Origin of the sequence: Acinetobacter sp. C15 (assembly GCF_013420645.1) — a bacterium.
GTDB lineage: Bacteria > Pseudomonadota > Gammaproteobacteria > Pseudomonadales > Moraxellaceae > Acinetobacter > Acinetobacter indicus.
The window spans coordinates 1-16,216 of sequence record NZ_VOXR01000016.1; the positions used below are offsets into that span (position 1 = coordinate 1).

Genomic DNA, 16,216 nt, shown 5'->3' on the forward strand with positions numbered 1-16,216 from the left:
TAGTGAAAAAATACATTGAAGAACAAAGAATACCAACGTCAGAAAAAAATGCTAAAAAGTCCATGTCATTAAAAAAGAGCTAACTCGCCCTTAAAAGAGCGAGAATGCGCTCTTAGTTTTGTTCAAAACCGGCCTGCTGTAACAGCAGCGCCAGATCGCGGTTGAGATGACAGCCATCCGCCAGCCGTTTTTGTAGCGGCGTGAGTAGATGCTGCAAGCGTTGAATATATAAATTTTCAGGATGCAGCACATGCTCGACCAGATGCAGGCAACCACCCGGTTTCAGTACCCGATAAATTTCGGCCAGACACTGTTCAATCTGTTGCACGCTGCATAAGGTCCAGGTTGATACTACATGCTCCAGACGATTATCGGCAAAATCCAGCTGCTCAGCTTTGCCAGCCAGATGCTCCACCAGAATGGCACTGTCACGAATCCGTGTTTCGGCCAGCTGGAAAATCTCCAGGTTTGGCTCCAGCGCATAGACTACATCGACATTTTGGTAAAAGGGTAAATTCAGCCCGGTGCCAAAGCCAATCTCCAGTACCTCACCCTCAATTGGCAGCAGCAATTCACGGCGTAAATCCATCAGGCTCGGCGTCTGCATCACCTGATTCAGCAGGTGTGGGAAAATATGCTGTTGATAGAATTTATAAAGCATTGAAATCACATATTTTTATTTAATCTATGTTTATTTTAACTGAGCCGCGCAGGCAAAGACAAAAATGAGACCAAAGGTAACTATTTTCTTACCATTTCTTTATTTTCTGCTGATCAACATCGATTAACATCAGAGATATATCTGTTCTGACTGAAGGATCTGAGAATCTCATGAAGCTGCGCTTTGGACTTATTTCGCTTATGACGGCCGCCCTATTACAGACCAGTGCCATGGCATCGGTCGACTATAATATTGCCAAAGGGTTAGCGCCGGCATCTGCCGATCAGTCGATTTCGGTCTTGCAGTCCTTTCGTGGCGATTTCCGGATTTTAGGTTCAAAAACCTATACCGATGATGAGCAGGCCAAGTTTTCTCCGATTGATTATGCCGTGAGCTGGGGCCTGTTTGCAGAGCCGGAAATTGCCCGGCATATTACGGTAAATCAGTACGACCGCTATTTAAACTGGAAAATGGATCGTTTACCGGTGCCGGCAGAGCAGGCCATGCAGATGGTCTCCAATATGCACATCATTCCGGCCAATCCAAACATTGCCAAACAGATTAAACAGGTCAAACGTGGTGATCTGGTGCGTTTAAGCGGGGAACTGGTGGAAGTTAAAGACAAAGATATGGTTTGGACGTCGTCACTCACTCCGACCGATACCGGCGATGGTGCCTGTGAAGTGTTCCGGGTCAGTTCAATCCAGTGGATTGAAAAAGTAAAACGCAGTTAATGTGGCCTGACTGGTAAAATGTAGCGCCAGGGGAATGTCGATGAATCATAGGTGGATGAATCATAGCAAGACGCTCATTCTCTGTAGCTGGCTGGGGCTGTTGACCCTCAGCGGTTGTGGCAGTGTCAGTACCCCGGTCGATGGTACTCATGTTTATCATGCCGATCAGCAATGTCCGGCACTGTTAAATTTAAAGATCGGGGAAACTCTGGAATTGCGTCTGGCAGAAAATCCAGCCACCGGCTATCTCTGGTCGGTGATGCAACATCCGTCCATCTTTAAGCTGGAAACCTTGTATCTACAGGCGGATGCAGAAAATACTCAGCATGACTCCGCGCAGTTAAATGCGGCTGGAGAAAAAACTTTCCGTTTTCGTGCGGTTCAGGTCGGTGAAGGACTGATTCATTTAAAACAGGCCAGGGCGGGAGAACCGCTTCCCTTGGCAGAATGGAAATGCCGGGTGCGCGTGGCTTAAGACCTGAACATCAGACATAAAAAAACCTCTGTTTTAGAGGTTTTTCGTTTTAAAGGCTTATTTGGCCGTCAGCGCTTCGCCTGCAAACTGTACACCAGCCCAACCTTGCTGCATAAACTGGCGGATATTCTGATGATCGGTGGCTTCAGGCGTGGCCAGTACCGCCGCATAGTGTTCAGCAAACAGGCTTAAGGTTTGCGCGTGGTCTAAGCCATTTAATTTGGCAAAACTCAGCACTTTGGCGCTGCCCTGGTTTTCAGTGGCCGCATTGTGTTGCTGGCCATTGCTAAACGCAGTTGGCGTGTGGGTATAACGTGCATCAATATAGGCAATCACATCGGCAAAGTTCGCTTTGCCTGCATGCAGCTGGGCCAATAAATCTTGAGCCATCATGTTCTCAGTCCATAGAAAAAATTGGTAAAAGCCCTGCGACAATAGCATGTTTTTTCGCAGGGGTTTAGCTTATTTCGGCCTCAATTTTTGCACCCAGCAGATGAAAAAATCTGCTCTTTGGCCCAACTTGTGGATAAAATGGCAGTTATACACATGGGAATCAACACGACATGAATTGGCTTTGGGTGGCATTGGGTGGAGCAATCGGGGCAAGTCTACGCTATGGCCTGAGTCTGTGGCTATTTAAGCCCGGTGTGTTATTTCCCTGGCCGACCTGGTCGGTGAATCTGCTCGGCTGTTTTGCTGCCGGAATATTCTTTGCCTTCAGCCAAAAGTTCCCGGTACTACAACAGGAGCTTCGACTGTTTCTAATGGTGGGTATTTTAGGCGGCTTTACCACCTTTTCCAGTTTTGGGCTGGAAACCTTTCAATTGCTGAAACAGGGACACACCAGCGTGGCGTTAATGTATGTGATCTCAAGTGTGATTTTGGGTGTGCTCTGTCTGGCGGTGGGTTTTTATCTGTTTCAGGTGCTATTAAATACGAAATAAAAAACAGGAAAATCAACTGCATAAAATAAAAAAATGAAGCCTAGCTGGAGATAAAGGTCTAGACTTCATAAAGGATGTGTATGCCAATTTTTTTCTACTGCGCGGCTTAGTCCTTGCTGCGTTTAAAACGGGCAAAGCGTTTATTGAAGCTGGCGACACGGCCTTCATTGCTGGCCTGACGCTGCTCACCGGTATAAAACGGATGCGAAGCACTGGAAATATCTAAAGTCATATAGGGATAGATTTTGCCCTGATATTCCTTGGTCTGCTGCGGCTTCAGGGTGCTGCCAATAATAAAATAGGCATCGGCATTGGTGTCGTGAAACAGCACTTCCTGATATTCGGGATGGATCTCTGGACGCATAACAATTCCTCATGTTTGCTGAATAATGTAATGTTATAACGTAACAAATAAAAAGTAAAGTCAGCCCGAATGGGTCATTCGGGCTCAGTGTGGTTTTTAATATATGGTTTAAGCGTGTGGTGGAACCAGTTCTTCAAACAGATCATTTAAATTGTCATGCACTTTTAAATGAATCAGGTTCCAGTAATGACCCGACACCGTGCGGTTGACCATTAAGGTATCGGGTGATGGCTTGAATACATCCCAATATTTTAACGAGGGTTTCATCAGTTCCATACCATCATGATGGGCCGAGTTTTCGGCAAAATCATAATCGGTGGTCAAAGGGCGCATCAGCACTTCCAGCCAGGCCTGATACAGTTCTGGCGGGAATTTGCCTTGCTCGGACAGGGAGTGCAGGGCAGTCAGTTCCTGTTCCATTAAGGCAATATTCTGGGCACGGCCGGCCTGAATCAGCGCTTTAAAATGCTGCACAATGTCATTGGACAAGGTCTTCACACCGCCGTAATCATAAATAATCACGCTGCCATCTTCACGGAAGGCAAAGTTACCCGGATGCGGGTCACAGTGGAAACGCTTGAGATAGAAAATTTCCTGACCAATAGCGCGAAACAGCCGGCGTCCCAGTTCATTCCGGGTCGCCAGTGGCCACTGGCTGGCGGTTTCAATACTGTCACCCTGTTCCAGACTTAACGTTAAAATATGCCGGGTCGAATAGTCCTTAAAGACCTGCGGAATAATAATTTTACTGTCCAGCGCCTGATGGAAGGTACGCGCCACTTCCAGGTTTTGTGCTTCAATCTGGTAGTTCAGCTCATTGTCCAGACTGTCCTGAATTTCCTGGAACAGTTTGTCCTGCAATTTGCGGTCAATTTTTAACACACCCATTAAACGCAAGGCCAGACGCACCTGTTTCAGGTCACTTTCACAGGCTTCATCGACACCCGGATACTGGATTTTCACTACCACCTGTTCACCCGTCGGCAAAATTGCCTTATGTACCTGGCCAATGGACGCGGCGGCAAATGGGGTTTCATCAAAATGCTGGAAAATCTGCGCGAGGGGCTTGCCCAGTTCTTTTTCGATTTGTGCCTGAATTTCGGCAAAAGGCATGGGCGGTGCCTGACGTTGTAATTTGCTGATGGCCCGCGCCACTTCTGGTGGGAAAATATCTTTATATTGCGAGGCGATTTGCCCCACTTTCATGACCGCACCTTTCATTTCTCCCAAGGTATCGGCAATCTGGATACCAATATCCTGAAACAGTTTGCTGCGTGCGGCATTCTTCTGCTCGTCATCGGCAGAAAAGTTTTTAATTGAATTGGAAACGGTTTTGGTGGCGATACTGGCGGTCATACTGGCCAGTTTCATAAAGCGACGACCCGGTGTACTAGCCGTTTTTACCATGCGAGGTTCCTTAAGATCATCTTGACTATCTGCCTTGAGCATACCGGCAGTTGGGTGAAAAGCCTACTTTAAATTGTTAATAAGCAAATTCACTACATGTTGCACATCAAAAAGCCGGCGGTAATGGCCGGCTAAAGATGATGAGAGGCGAATCGCTTAGCTGCTTTGACTCAGGCGCTGGTTGTTCATATACAACCGGATCAGCAACAGTACACAGGCCACGCTCAAGCCGACAATCAGGCCGACCCAGACCCCGGCCGCGCCCATGCTGCCAAAGCGGGAAAAATACACCCCGACCGGAAAGGCAATGACCCAGTAGGCCAGCATGGTAATCCACATCGGGCCTTTGGTGTCCTGCATACCGCGCAAACAGCCGGCTGCACTAATTTGCCAGGCATCCATCAACTGATAGGCAATTGCAAACAGCAGCAGATACATCGCCACCTGTGCCACATCGACATCCGAGGTATAAATTGAAATAATTTCCGGACGGAACAGCCACATAAAACTCATGGTCATAAAGGCCAGCAGGGTTGCGGTAATCAGCCCCAAATACTGCACGCGGCGCATGGCAGCCCAGTTTTTTTCACCATAATAGGTGCCAATGCGGATGGTCAGTGCAATGGCTAGAGACATCGGAATCATAAACAGCTGTGAGGTCACCGACATGGCAATCTGATGCGCCGCCACCAGTGTTTCCCCTAAGGGGCTAATCACAATGGCCGCGGTACTGAAAATACTGACTTCAAAGAAAATTGCCAAACCAATCGGCAGGCCGAGCATTAAAATCCGTTTCATCCAGTAACGGTCGATGGGTTCCCAGCGGGTGAAAATCTGGGTGCTTTGGTAGGCGCTGCTTTTGGAAATGTACAGCGCCAGGGTAATAAACATCAGCCACTGTAAAATGGCCGTGGCAAAGCCGCAGCCGGCACTGCCCAGTTCAGGCAGCGGCCCTAAACCATACATAAAGATCAGGTTCAGTGGCACCAGTACCACCAGCGCTAGCAGACTGATAACCGTCACCGGACGCGGATAACCCAGCGCTTCAGAATAGCCACGTAGCGCAGCATACATGGTCACCGCCGGCATACCAAACCCAATGGCATGCAGAAACAGTCCGGCTTTGGGTTGCAGGCTTTCTGGTACTCCAAGCAGCGGCAATAACAGCGGTGCCAGCTGTAAAATCAGGCAGGCAATCCAGCCCAAAATAAACGCCACCCATAACGATTGCCGGGCAATGGTGGCAATTTTTTCCGGTGTACGCGCACCATTGGCCTCAGCCACCAGCGGTGTAGTGGCAATCATGATGCCACTAAACAGCAGCATCACCGGAAGCCACAGCCCCACACCAACTGCAATTGCGGCTAGATCGGTCGGTGAAAACTGACCGGCCATAATGGTATCAATTAGCCCCAGACCGGCCTGGGCAAATTGCGTCACCAGAATCGGAATCATTAAACGGAACAGTTGTTTTAATTCAAAACGTGTGCTGCCAAGCGTAGCCACAGTTATTACCCATATTCATCATGTGCTTAGAACAGAGCGATTAGCGTTGTAAAGTGAGAAGCACACCTATAAAAATCACCACGCCACCCAGAAGACGTTGCCAGTTGATGGGTGCTTTTTCTGTGCCCAGGACACCAAAATGGTCGACCAGCATCGACATGGCAATCTGGCCAAACAGGATTAAACCGGTCAGGGTGAGATAGCCGAGTTTCGGTGCTGCATAAATACTTAAACTGATGGCATAGACCCCTAACACACCGCCCAGCCACATATACCAGGGCAAATGGATGATCTCGTGCAGATTGGGTTTGGGAACCTGTTGAAAAAACACCAAAATAGCCAGCACTATTGTACCAACCAAAAACGAGAAAAGGGCAGCCTGCAAAGGAGAATATAAATATTCGCGTAGCTGGGTATTGATGGCGGTTTGCAGGGTCATGGCAATCCCGATCCCCATGGCCAGCGGCATTAAAAGCAGTAATTGCGAAGATATTTTCATCATTCTAACACGCTAATTCTTCTGTAATTTTTTCTAGTGTAGCGGTATTCGCTGTGAGATTTTATCGGTGTCCTGATGCAGTCATGTTAAAATATGCATCTTCCTTTGCTGTTTTTGAGCTTGTTCCTTGGCTGAATTGAATCCTGCGTCTGTTCCCTTGTCCCTCTATATTCACATGCCGTGGTGTGTGCGCAAGTGTCCGTATTGCGACTTTAACTCGCATGCCGTCCCGGATGGCAAACTGTCACTAGATTTGGAGCAGCAATATTTACAGGCTTTGGTCGCCGATTTTAATACGCAGCTGGAATTTGCCCAGGGCCGTGCAATTCACAGTGTGTTTATTGGCGGGGGGACGCCATCGCTGATTTCAGCAGCTGGCTATCAATGGCTGTTTGCACAGCTTAAAGCGCTGTTGCCGTTTCAAGACGATTGCGAAATTACCTTAGAGGCCAATCCGGGCACCATTGAACATGATCCTTTTGCCGGTTATCTGGCGGCGGGAATTAACCGCCTGTCAATTGGGGTGCAAAGTTTTAATAGCGATCATCTAAAAAAACTGGGCCGGATTCATAGCCAGAGCGATGCGCTTTCAGCGATTCACTTGGCGCGTGAGGCCGGCTTTCAGCGCATTAACGTTGATTTGATGCATGGTTTGCCGGAGCAGACTTTGGAACAGGCTTTAAATGATTTAAAGCTGGCGGTTGGGCAGGGCGCGACCCATATTTCCTGGTATCAGCTGACCATTGAACCGAATACCGTATTTTTCCGCACCCAGCCGGTTTTACCGGTCGATGAGGTGCTGGAAGCGATTCAGGAACAGGGTGAGGCTTATTTAAAGGCCAATGGTTTTATCAATTATGAAGTGTCGGCATGGCGGAAGGAGCGACCTTCGGCACATAATTTGAATTACTGGCAATTTGGCGATTATCTGGCGATTGGCGCTGGTGCGCATGGCAAAGTCACCCGACCAGATGGGGTATACCGTTTCCAGAAAACCCGCCTGCCAAAAGATTATCTGGCCAAGGTGCCGGCCGAGCATGGACAGTTCAAACGGATTACCGCTGAGGAGATGCCGTTTGAGTTTATGATGAATGCACTGCGCCTGAATGCCGGCGTCGATGCGAAACTTTATGCAGAACGTACCGGTTTAAGTCTGGATGATTTGGCACCGGTATTAACCTCACTACGTCAGCGCAAGTTGCTGGTGGAAGATGCCAGCCGGCTGGCCTGTACTGAACAGGGGCATGTGTTTTTAAATTCGGTGCTGGAAGAGTTTTTATAACAATCCAAAACCTTCGCTTAGGATATTCACTGTTTTTACAGCATCCATAAAAAAGACCGCTTGCGCGGTCTTTTCTTTTTTGGCTTTGACTTAGTAGTCGAAGCTAAAATGTTCTGGTGCTAATGCTGTCATGGTTTTAGATGGATTGACCATCGCTTCGGCATGACCTTGGGTACGTGGCAATAAGCGTTCAAAGTAGAAATCTGCCACTTTGATTTTCGCTTTGTAGAACTCTGGGGTTTCTGCGCCATCATTCGATGCCAGTTTGGCCGATGCAACGGCCGCCTGCTGTGCCCAGAAGTAAGCCATCATCACATAACCCGAGAACATCAGGAAGTCGACAGAGGCACTTGAGACGATGTCGCGGTCTTTACGTGCTGCCAGCATGATCCGTACAGTCAGGGCATTCCACTGCGCGCATAGCTTGGTTAAGTCCCAGGCAAAACGGCGCATGTATTTATTGCGGGCATGCTGACCACAGAATTTCAGAATTTCTGCGGTATAGTCACGAATCACTTTACCTTTTGAGGTCAGCAGTACTTTACGGCCAATCAGGTCAAGCGCCTGTACACCGGTGGTGCCTTCATACAGGGTCGAGATACGCGAGTCACGTACAATCTGTTCCATGCCCCATTCTTTGATATAGCCATGACCGCCATAAACCTGCATGCCATGGTTGGCGGCTTCATAGCCCATTTCAGTCAGGAAGCCTTTTAGAATTGGAGTATAGAAACCGAGGTGATCATCATGCTGTTCAAAGGCAGCGGTATCGCCACGCTCCAGTGCATCGGTCATTTTGTCGGCAATTTGTGCGGCATGATAAATCATGGCACGACCACCTTCAGCAATAGCTTTTTGCGTCAGCAGCATACGGCGCACATCGGCATGGTGAATAATGGCATCGGCCACTTTTTCCGGATCTTTTTTACCGGACAGGGCACGCATTGACATCCGTTCTTTAGCATACGGTAAAGCACCCTGGAAGGCCAGTTCCGCATGACAGATCCCTTGAATCGCGGTACCAATACGGGCAGTATTCATAAAGGTGAACATGGCATGCAGGCCTTTGTTCGGCTCGCCAATTAAATAACCCACCGCATTGTCAAAGTTCAGCACTGCGGTTGCCGACGCGCGAATCCCCATTTTGTGTTCAATTGAACCACAGGTCACTGGGTTACGCTCACCCACGCCACCGTCTGCAGATGGCAGGAATTTCGGTACGATAAACAGGGAAATACCTTTGGTACCGGCCGGAGCATCCGGTAAACGCGCCAAGACAATATGGACAATATTTTCGGTCAGGTCATGTTCGCCGGCAGAAATAAAGATTTTGGTGCCTGAAATGGCATAAGTACCATCGGCTTGCGGTTCTGCTTTGGTTTTCACCTGACCTAAGTCAGTACCACATTGTGGCTCGGTCAAACACATGGTTCCTGACCAGGTGCCTGCCACCAGATGCGGCAGATAGGTATCTTTTTGTTCGTCTGTACCGTACTGGATAATGGTGTTGATACAGCCCACACTTAAACCCGGATACATCTGAAATGACCAGTTGGCGGTGCCCATCATTTCAGATTTGATCAGGTTTAACGACATTGGCAGGTTTTGACCGCCGTACTGTTCTGGATAAGACAGACCTTGCCAGCCGCTTTGCACAAACTGGTCATAGGCTTCTTTAAAGCCTTTTGGCGTTTTCACTTCGCCATTTTCAAAATGACAGCCTTCCTGGTCGCCGGTCTGGTTCAAAGGAGAGAGGACATTTTCACAAAAATCAGCCGCCCCTTCGAGAATCATGTCGACTGTTTCTGGATCTGCTGCTTCACCGTTAGACAAAGTTTGATAATGTGCTGGATAGTCAAACACTTCATTCATTAAGAAACGAATGTCGTGTAAAGGCGCTTTATATGCTGGCATAACATTAATCCTGATTTAAAAATAGTTTTGGATTATCTGATCGGATAGTTTGATTATTCACACTGCGCATCAAAATACATTGATGTTGAATTCAGTTAAAAATGTCAGAAAAGCGAATCAATAGAATCTTATAGACGTGGGATCAGTTCTAATTTAGGAGAAAATCCTGCCCTTGTCACCACTGTTTTTTGTATTCTATTTAACCTGAATCGCGGATAAGAAATTGACTTGAAAAATAAGAGGACTAGAGCCATCAGTTGAGTTACCACACCAAACTCACAACTCTAGTCCTGATGTTCAATAGTACCGAATTATTCTGCGTAATTGATGATTTTTTTCTTAAATTTGAATCAACTTATTGGGAGTTTCTCAAACAAAACCGTGGTTCCTTAAGAATCAGAACTGCTAAACTCACAATTTCAGAAATCTGCTTTATTGCCATTTGGTACAAATGCTCTCATTTCAATAATTTCAAAGCCTTTTTCACCTGGTTAAAAGAAGATAAAAGCCATTTATTTAAGTACTTGCCTTGCTATCAAAGGATGATTCATCTGATCAATATGCACCAATTGGCCCTACACGCTTTACATGTGGCGCTGATGAAAGACCAAGCTACACAATATTTATGGATTGATTCAACAACTCTGCCAGTTTGTAAAAATCAACGTATTCAGCGTCATAAATCATTAGTCCAAATTGCATCACGTGGTAGAAGCTCAATGGGCTGGTTTTATGGCTGTAAATTACATATTGCGATGAATCAATTTGGTGAAATTGCCTGTTCTGCTTTATCAAATGGACATGTTGCTGACATAAAAATGGTTGAGCAATTGGTTGCTGGTATAGAAGCAAAACTTTACGGGGATCGAGGTTACATCAGCCAAGAATTAAAAATCAGATTGAAAGATCAAAGTATTGATTTAATTACTTATCATCGAAAGAATATGCAGGCTATTCAACTCTGTGCATCAGATGAATATCACCTAAGACAACGCAATAAGATAGAAACATTATTCAGTTTATTGAAGGGGCAATGCAATTTAGTGACGAGTAAAGCACGTAGTCTTCATGGATTTCTGAGTGGAATTTACGCCTCACTATGTGCATATCAATTAACCCATCAAAATAAGCCAACAATTCAAATTAAGGAATCATCGGCTTAAGCAGGATCCGGGTTATTTATTTAAATTATAACAAAATAAAACATAAGTGAGCATGATCTAGGACCAAAGCCTAATGGCCGGCAAGGTGTTTAAATCTGGGCAAAACGGTTGCCATATTTGTGTCATTAAATCCAATCATAATGCGGGTTAATTGTGCAGCCTAAATCTCAGCCATAAAAAAGAACCGTGCAAGATCGGTTCTTTTTCCGGGAAAAATCGCAGATTTTAAAGAAAATCTTTTAAATCGGGTTTGACCCCATTCCAGATTGAAAATGATTCAATTGCCTGTCCAACCAGCATGCCAAAGCCTTCCGAGGTTGGAATCTGACGGGCCTTGGCCTGTTCCAGAAAACTGGAGGGCTTGCCATAAGCCATTTCATAGGCATGTTGAAATTGCAGCGCGTCCGGCAGGATTAAGGCATCACCACTCAAGCTGGCCGATGTCGCGTTAATGACAATGTCAAACTCGCCAGCCAGAGCATCCAGACCAATGGCAGACAATTCAGCCTGTGGTACAGCCTGCTGCAAATCAGCCACCAGCTGCTCGGCACGCGCCAGAGTACGGTTGGCAATCACCACTTTTTTCACGCCGGCCTGAACCAGTGGATAAATCACGCCACGGGTGGCGCCGCCGGCACCAATAATCAGAATCTTGGTATTGTCCAAATTCCAGTTCAGTGCCCGAATGGCATCGACCAGTCCTTGACCATCGGTATTGTCACCATACAGCTGACCATCTTGCATCCACAAGGTATTTACAGCTTTGGCGGTTTTGGCCCGTTCGCTGAGTACATCACACAAGGCAAAGGCCTGTTCTTTAAACGGCACGGTGACATTCATGCCTACCCCACCTTCGGCAAAGAATTCACGAATATTGGCTTCAAAACCATCCAATGGTGCCAGGCGTTTGCGATAGACCAGATCAACCCCGGTTTTTTCGGCAAAGGCATGATGCAGTTCTGGAGAGCGGGACTGTTCAATCGGGTTGCCCACAACGGCAAATTGTTTGCGCATTTTCACATGATCCATGTGCTGAAATGCCCATCAATATACGCCAAATCGGGCAGGGGCTAAAGCCTACAAATGATGAACAATTGGAATAAATCCAATAAGCAAAACGACACAATCGGGTGTCGGGCAGGGAAGAGAGGGATAAGGTAAAAGGAGAGAAAATCGAATAGAGAAAAATAAAAAGATGAAAAACAGTCTGATCTGTAAACCTGTGACGGCTTAAGGATTACAGATATCCAAGATGGTATCTAAAACCAGCAAGACCGAAGTAAAAACCAGAGCAATCAGGGCAAAAACACTGGCCACAATCGACAGACTGTCACTTAAAGGATGTTCGAAAATAAAGGTAATGCTGAGAGAGCAGACTAGAAGACTGAGAATCAGCCAGAACAGCAGGCCTTTGTGTTGAGCAATGAAATTTTGCAGCATGGGAGCGTTCCTTAAATCGATACTGGCTTAATTCCATCTTTCGCCAGACGCATTAAACCAAGACTATAGAGTCTACTCGCTTTAAATGAAAGTCTTATGAAGAGTTGGCGAAAAAGTGTATGCAAATATATTTAAATGTATGCACCTTGCAAGCGTGTGTTGCAAGAAAAAAGCTACCACTATTTGCGGTAGCTTTTTAGACATTTATTGTAGTTCGCGTAGCCAGTCATGCGGCTTTAAATAATAGTCGGTGAGTTTTTTCTCTGCGGAATCGGCATCCCATTCCGGGCGATAACTCCAGCCGGCCAGATTGGGCAAGCTGACCAAAATGGATTCAATCCGGCCGCCAGTTTGCAGGCCGAACAGCGTACCACGGTCATAGACCAGGTTATATTCCACATAGCGACCACGACGATAGAGCTGGAATTCACGCTGCGCTTCGGTATAAGGTTTATCCTGATTGCGTTTAAAAATCGGCAAAATCGCTTCCAGATAGCCATTGCCCACCGCCTGAATATATTCAAAACAGGTGTCAAAATCCCACTGGTTTAAATCATCAAAAAACAGGCCGCCCACTCCACGCTGTTCATCGCGATGTTTCAGATAGAAATAGTCATCACACCACTGTTTGTGTTCGGCATAGACCTGCTCGCCAAAGGGCGCACATAAGTCATGTGCAATCTGGTGCCAGGACAGGACATCTTCATCATTCGGATAAAACGGGGTCAGGTCAAAACCGCCGCCAAACCACCAGATCGGGTCCTGACCTTCCGGTTCGGCCACAAATAAACGCACATTGGCATGTGAGGTTGGAACATTTGGATTTTTCGGGTGAATCACCAGAGATACGCCCATCGCCTGCGCTTTGGCACCGGCAATGCCAGGATGGCGTTCGGTTGCTGAGGCAGGTAGTTTGGAAATATTGATATGCGAGAACATCACCCCGCCTTTTTCAATCACGCTGCCATTTTGTAAGACCCGGGAACGGCCACCGCCCCCTTCAGGGCGCTGCCAGTCATCAATCACAAATTCAGCCGTACCGCCGCCGGCCTGTTCCTGTTGTTCTAACGCGGCACAGATGCGCGCCTGTAAATCGAGAAGAAATTCACGTACGCGTTGAATATCAGCGGAGGTAGGATGCTGCATGATGACACTCATGAATAAAAAACAATAAGCACATCAAAGCACAGATTGGTAAAAAAATTAAGAGGGGAAGGGCTGCTGTGCGCTGCGCATGGCTGATCTAAGTGAAGAGGCAACAGCATGAGCTTCCCGATTCCCGACCAAAAGGCTAGGTTGAATTCCTGTTTTAAGCTCCGCACAATAGTGAATACGGGCCTTGTGCCCACCTCATAGGGTCAATTGCAGTGGAGCAATGTAGATGTTGAAACCGGCCAGTTCTCTCGTACAAAAATACAATGTTCCGGGACCCCGCTATACCAGTTATCCGACCGTACCGTATTGGGAAGAGGCCAGTTTTTCTCGCGAGGCCTGGCAGCAAAGTCTGCAACGCGCGTTTGCTGAATCCAATGCCAGAGAAGGCATCAGCCTGTATATCCATCTGCCCTTCTGCGAAAGTTTATGTACCTTTTGCGGTTGCCATAAGCGCGTGACCAAACGCCATGAAGTGGAGCAACCGTATATTCAGGCGGTGCTGAAAGAGTGGGATTTATATTGCCAGTTACTGCCAGACCGGCCGATGATTAAAGAAATCCATTTGGGTGGCGGCACGCCGACTTTCTTTTCTGTAGCCCATTTACAGCAGCTGATTCAGGGCATTCTGGCCAAAGCCACAGTCGCGCCCGAGCATGAATTCAGTTTTGAAGGCCATCCGAACAATACCACCCGCGAACATTTGCAGGCGCTGTATGATCTGGGCTTTCGCCGGGTCAGCTATGGCGTGCAGGACTATAATGAAAAGGTCCAGAAAGCCATCCACCGGATTCAGCCTTATGAACATGTGCAGCGTGTGACCGAATGGGCGCGTGACATTGGCTATACGTCAATTTCGCATGATCTGGTTTTTGGTCTGCCTTTTCAGAATCTGGACGATGTTCTAAATACCATTCAGCAGACCACCCAGTTAAATCCGGACCGTCTGGCCTTTTATAGTTATGCGCATGTGCCGTGGATTAAAGGCAATGGCCAGCGCGGTTTTAAAGATGATGATGTGCCAAAAGATGAACTGAAACGTACCCTGTATGAAGAGGGCAAGAAAAAACTGCTGGCGCATGGTTATCATGAAATTGGCATGGATCATTTTGCCCTGAAAAGCGATGCCATGTATCAGGCTTTTCAGCAGGGCAGTCTGCACCGTAACTTTATGGGCTATACCGCTTCCAAAACCCAGCTGATGATTGGGCTTGGGTTATCTTCCATCAGTGATAGCTGGTACAGCTTTGCGCAAAATGAAAAGACCCTGGAAGATTATTATGCGCGACTGGAACAGAATGAAATTCCGGTATTTCGCGGGCATGTATTGACCGCTGAGGACCTGATGATTCGCCGGCATATTCTGAATTTGATGTGCAGTTTCCAGACCTCTTGGGCCGAACCAGAGATGCAGTTCCCGGAATTGCCTGAGGTGCTCAAGCAGCTGGAAGAAATGCAGGAAGATGGCTTGTTAACGCTGTTTGAGGATCATTTACAGGTTACGGAGCAGGGCAAACCGTTTGTACGTAATATCTGTATGGCGTTTGATTTGCGTTTAAAACGTAAAGTACCGAGTACCCGTATTTTCTCAATGACGATTTAATTTTTATCTTATCCAATTCAGCATTCAATCACATGACCCGGCGACAGGGAGGTCGCCATTTCACTGTGTGGCAGGGATGCCATATCAGTGAAATAAAGGGGTTTGGTTACTTTGCCCCGTCAAAGTAACAAAGAAAAAGCCTTTATGCAGAGTGAAATGTTATTGATACAGGTAGTCTGCCAATTTGAAATAGTTTAAAAAGAAGCCATTTAATCGAGATAAGCGGAAAGGCGACATTCCTGTCGCCGGTCATTTGATTAAAAGGTGTTTTGACTTTAAAAGAGGGAAAGCTGTTTTTGGAAACCTTAAAATGACTTAGAAGTCATCTTTTTGGTACATATGCGCCATACGCTCATGTTTGGTCTTTAAATACTGCTCATTAAACGGGTTTAAACCCACCGTTAACGGCACGCGATCCACCACATTAATCCCTTGCTCACGGAGCGCTTCAATCTTTAGCGGGTTATTGGTAATTAACCGCACCGCTTTGACTTGCAGATGATCCAGCATAATGCTGCACATATCATATTGACGGGCATCGGCTGGCAGATTCAGCATTAAATTGGCATCTACCGTGTCATGTCCCTGATCTTGCAGGGCATAGGCGCGAATCTTGTTGGTCAGGCCAATGCCGCGTCCTTCCTGACGCAAATATAAAATCACCCCTTGTCCGGCTTCATTAATCAGGCGCTGGGTGGCCTGTAATTGCGGGCCGCAATCACATTTTAATGAAGCAAAGGCATCCCCGGTTAAGCACTCGGAATGGACACGAACCAGTACCGGTTCGGTCGGGGCCTGTTCCAGACCTTTAGACAGTGCAACATGCTCTTCGCCAGTTTTCGGATCTTGAAATACAGTAATTTTAAATTCACCAAAAGCGGTTGGTAGTCTTGACGTTGCGACAAATTCTATAGGCACAGTTTTACCCGTTAAATTGTTCATGAATGCGTTAAAGTATAGCCTAATGCTCAGACATTAGTAGAATAGGATTGCTGAATTTCTGCAGAAGATTTTCTTTTTTGTAGAAAGCGAACGATAATAGTTGATAAATAGCAAGGTTATTCAGGATAAT

17 protein-coding genes are annotated in these 16,216 nt (G+C 46.8%); 6 read left to right on the top strand and 11 right to left on the bottom strand.

Features of this window, described 5'->3' with window-relative positions; genetic code table 11:
- Nucleotides 1-112 precede the first annotated feature (112 nt).
- Entirely contained in the window at nt 113-661 is a 549-nt protein-coding gene (locus FTT63_RS07980) for a class I SAM-dependent methyltransferase (RefSeq protein WP_104488148.1), read from the bottom strand.
- A 200-nt stretch (nt 662-861) separates the two neighbouring features.
- On the opposite strand from FTT63_RS07980, the gene FTT63_RS07985 reads away from it, so the two are divergent.
- Together FTT63_RS07985 and FTT63_RS07990 are read left to right on the top strand one after the other, a co-directional pair.
- A complete protein-coding gene (locus tag FTT63_RS07985) occupies nt 862-1,395 on the top strand; it encodes a hypothetical protein (protein WP_370459245.1) in 534 nt (177 codons plus the stop codon).
- Nucleotides 1,396-1,450: 55 nt separating this feature from the next.
- On the top strand, nt 1,451-1,870 hold the full coding sequence (locus FTT63_RS07990; protein WP_227554639.1) for a protease inhibitor I42 family protein: 420 nt from the start codon (nt 1,451-1,453) through the stop codon (nt 1,868-1,870).
- A gap of 57 nt (nt 1,871-1,927) precedes the next feature.
- Here the strand turns inward: FTT63_RS07990 and FTT63_RS07995 are convergent, their stop codons facing one another.
- The gene (locus FTT63_RS07995; protein ID WP_168390960.1) at nt 1,928-2,260 is read right to left on the bottom strand and encodes a HopJ type III effector protein; all 333 of its coding nucleotides are present in this window, start codon (nt 2,258-2,260) and stop codon (nt 1,928-1,930) included.
- Nucleotides 2,261-2,433: 173 nt separating this feature from the next.
- Between FTT63_RS07995 and crcB the strand changes: the two genes are divergently transcribed.
- Nucleotides 2,434-2,814: a fluoride efflux transporter CrcB gene (gene crcB / locus FTT63_RS08000; protein ID WP_104491954.1), complete on the top strand. Its 381-nt coding sequence runs from the start codon at nt 2,434-2,436 to the stop codon at nt 2,812-2,814.
- A gap of 106 nt (nt 2,815-2,920) precedes the next feature.
- On the opposite strand, the gene FTT63_RS08005 is transcribed toward crcB, so the two are convergent.
- From FTT63_RS08005 to FTT63_RS08020, 4 genes are all read right to left on the bottom strand, one after another.
- Nucleotides 2,921-3,178, bottom strand: a complete 258-nt coding sequence (locus tag FTT63_RS08005; RefSeq protein ID WP_016658507.1) for a type B 50S ribosomal protein L31 — start codon at nt 3,176-3,178, stop codon at nt 2,921-2,923.
- A 108-nt stretch (nt 3,179-3,286) separates the two neighbouring features.
- Entirely contained in the window at nt 3,287-4,585 is a 1,299-nt protein-coding gene (locus tag FTT63_RS08010; protein ID WP_168390948.1) for an AarF/ABC1/UbiB kinase family protein, read from the bottom strand.
- A 156-nt stretch (nt 4,586-4,741) separates the two neighbouring features.
- On the bottom strand, nt 4,742-6,040 hold the full coding sequence (locus FTT63_RS08015; protein WP_075168245.1) for an MATE family efflux transporter: 1,299 nt from the start codon (nt 6,038-6,040) through the stop codon (nt 4,742-4,744).
- Nucleotides 6,041-6,131: 91 nt separating this feature from the next.
- Entirely contained in the window at nt 6,132-6,590 is a 459-nt protein-coding gene (locus FTT63_RS08020; RefSeq protein ID WP_168370227.1) for a DMT family transporter, read from the bottom strand.
- Nucleotides 6,591-6,717: 127 nt separating this feature from the next.
- Here FTT63_RS08020 and hemW point away from each other — a divergent pair, with 127 nt between their 5' ends.
- The gene (hemW, locus tag FTT63_RS08025) at nt 6,718-7,872 is read left to right on the top strand and encodes a radical SAM family heme chaperone HemW (protein WP_180192162.1); all 1,155 of its coding nucleotides are present in this window, start codon (nt 6,718-6,720) and stop codon (nt 7,870-7,872) included.
- A 90-nt stretch (nt 7,873-7,962) separates the two neighbouring features.
- Here hemW and FTT63_RS08030 read toward each other — a convergent pair whose 3' ends face one another.
- Nucleotides 7,963-9,786, bottom strand: coding sequence for an acyl-CoA dehydrogenase C-terminal domain-containing protein (locus FTT63_RS08030; RefSeq protein ID WP_016658512.1), 1,824 nt, complete (start codon nt 9,784-9,786; stop codon nt 7,963-7,965).
- A 293-nt stretch (nt 9,787-10,079) separates the two neighbouring features.
- On the opposite strand from FTT63_RS08030, the gene FTT63_RS08035 reads away from it, so the two are divergent.
- Complete coding sequence (locus tag FTT63_RS08035; protein WP_180192168.1) at nt 10,080-10,949, top strand: IS982 family transposase; 870 nt, start codon at nt 10,080-10,082, stop codon at nt 10,947-10,949.
- Between the two features lie 225 nt (nt 10,950-11,174).
- On the opposite strand, the gene aroE is transcribed toward FTT63_RS08035, so the two are convergent.
- The 3 genes from aroE to hemF form a co-directional block, all read right to left on the bottom strand.
- Complete coding sequence (gene aroE, locus FTT63_RS08040; RefSeq protein WP_168414316.1) at nt 11,175-11,963, bottom strand: shikimate dehydrogenase; 789 nt, start codon at nt 11,961-11,963, stop codon at nt 11,175-11,177.
- A 216-nt stretch (nt 11,964-12,179) separates the two neighbouring features.
- Nucleotides 12,180-12,389 (bottom strand): hypothetical protein, encoded by a 210-nt coding sequence (locus FTT63_RS08045; RefSeq protein ID WP_016658513.1) that lies wholly within the window; start codon nt 12,387-12,389, stop codon nt 12,180-12,182.
- 204 nt (nt 12,390-12,593) lie between these two features.
- Nucleotides 12,594-13,535 carry an oxygen-dependent coproporphyrinogen oxidase gene (hemF, locus tag FTT63_RS08050; protein ID WP_180182055.1) on the bottom strand — a complete coding sequence of 314 codons (942 nt, stop codon included), beginning with the start codon at nt 13,533-13,535 and terminating at the stop codon, nt 12,594-12,596.
- A gap of 235 nt (nt 13,536-13,770) precedes the next feature.
- Between hemF and hemN the strand changes: the two genes are divergently transcribed.
- Nucleotides 13,771-15,144 carry an oxygen-independent coproporphyrinogen III oxidase gene (hemN, locus tag FTT63_RS08055; RefSeq protein ID WP_180192163.1) on the top strand — a complete coding sequence of 458 codons (1,374 nt, stop codon included), beginning with the start codon at nt 13,771-13,773 and terminating at the stop codon, nt 15,142-15,144.
- A 315-nt stretch (nt 15,145-15,459) separates the two neighbouring features.
- On the opposite strand, the gene ribA is transcribed toward hemN, so the two are convergent.
- The gene (gene ribA / locus FTT63_RS08060; RefSeq protein ID WP_034598236.1) at nt 15,460-16,062 is read right to left on the bottom strand and encodes a GTP cyclohydrolase II; all 603 of its coding nucleotides are present in this window, start codon (nt 16,060-16,062) and stop codon (nt 15,460-15,462) included.
- Between the last annotated feature and the right edge of the window lie 154 nt (nt 16,063-16,216).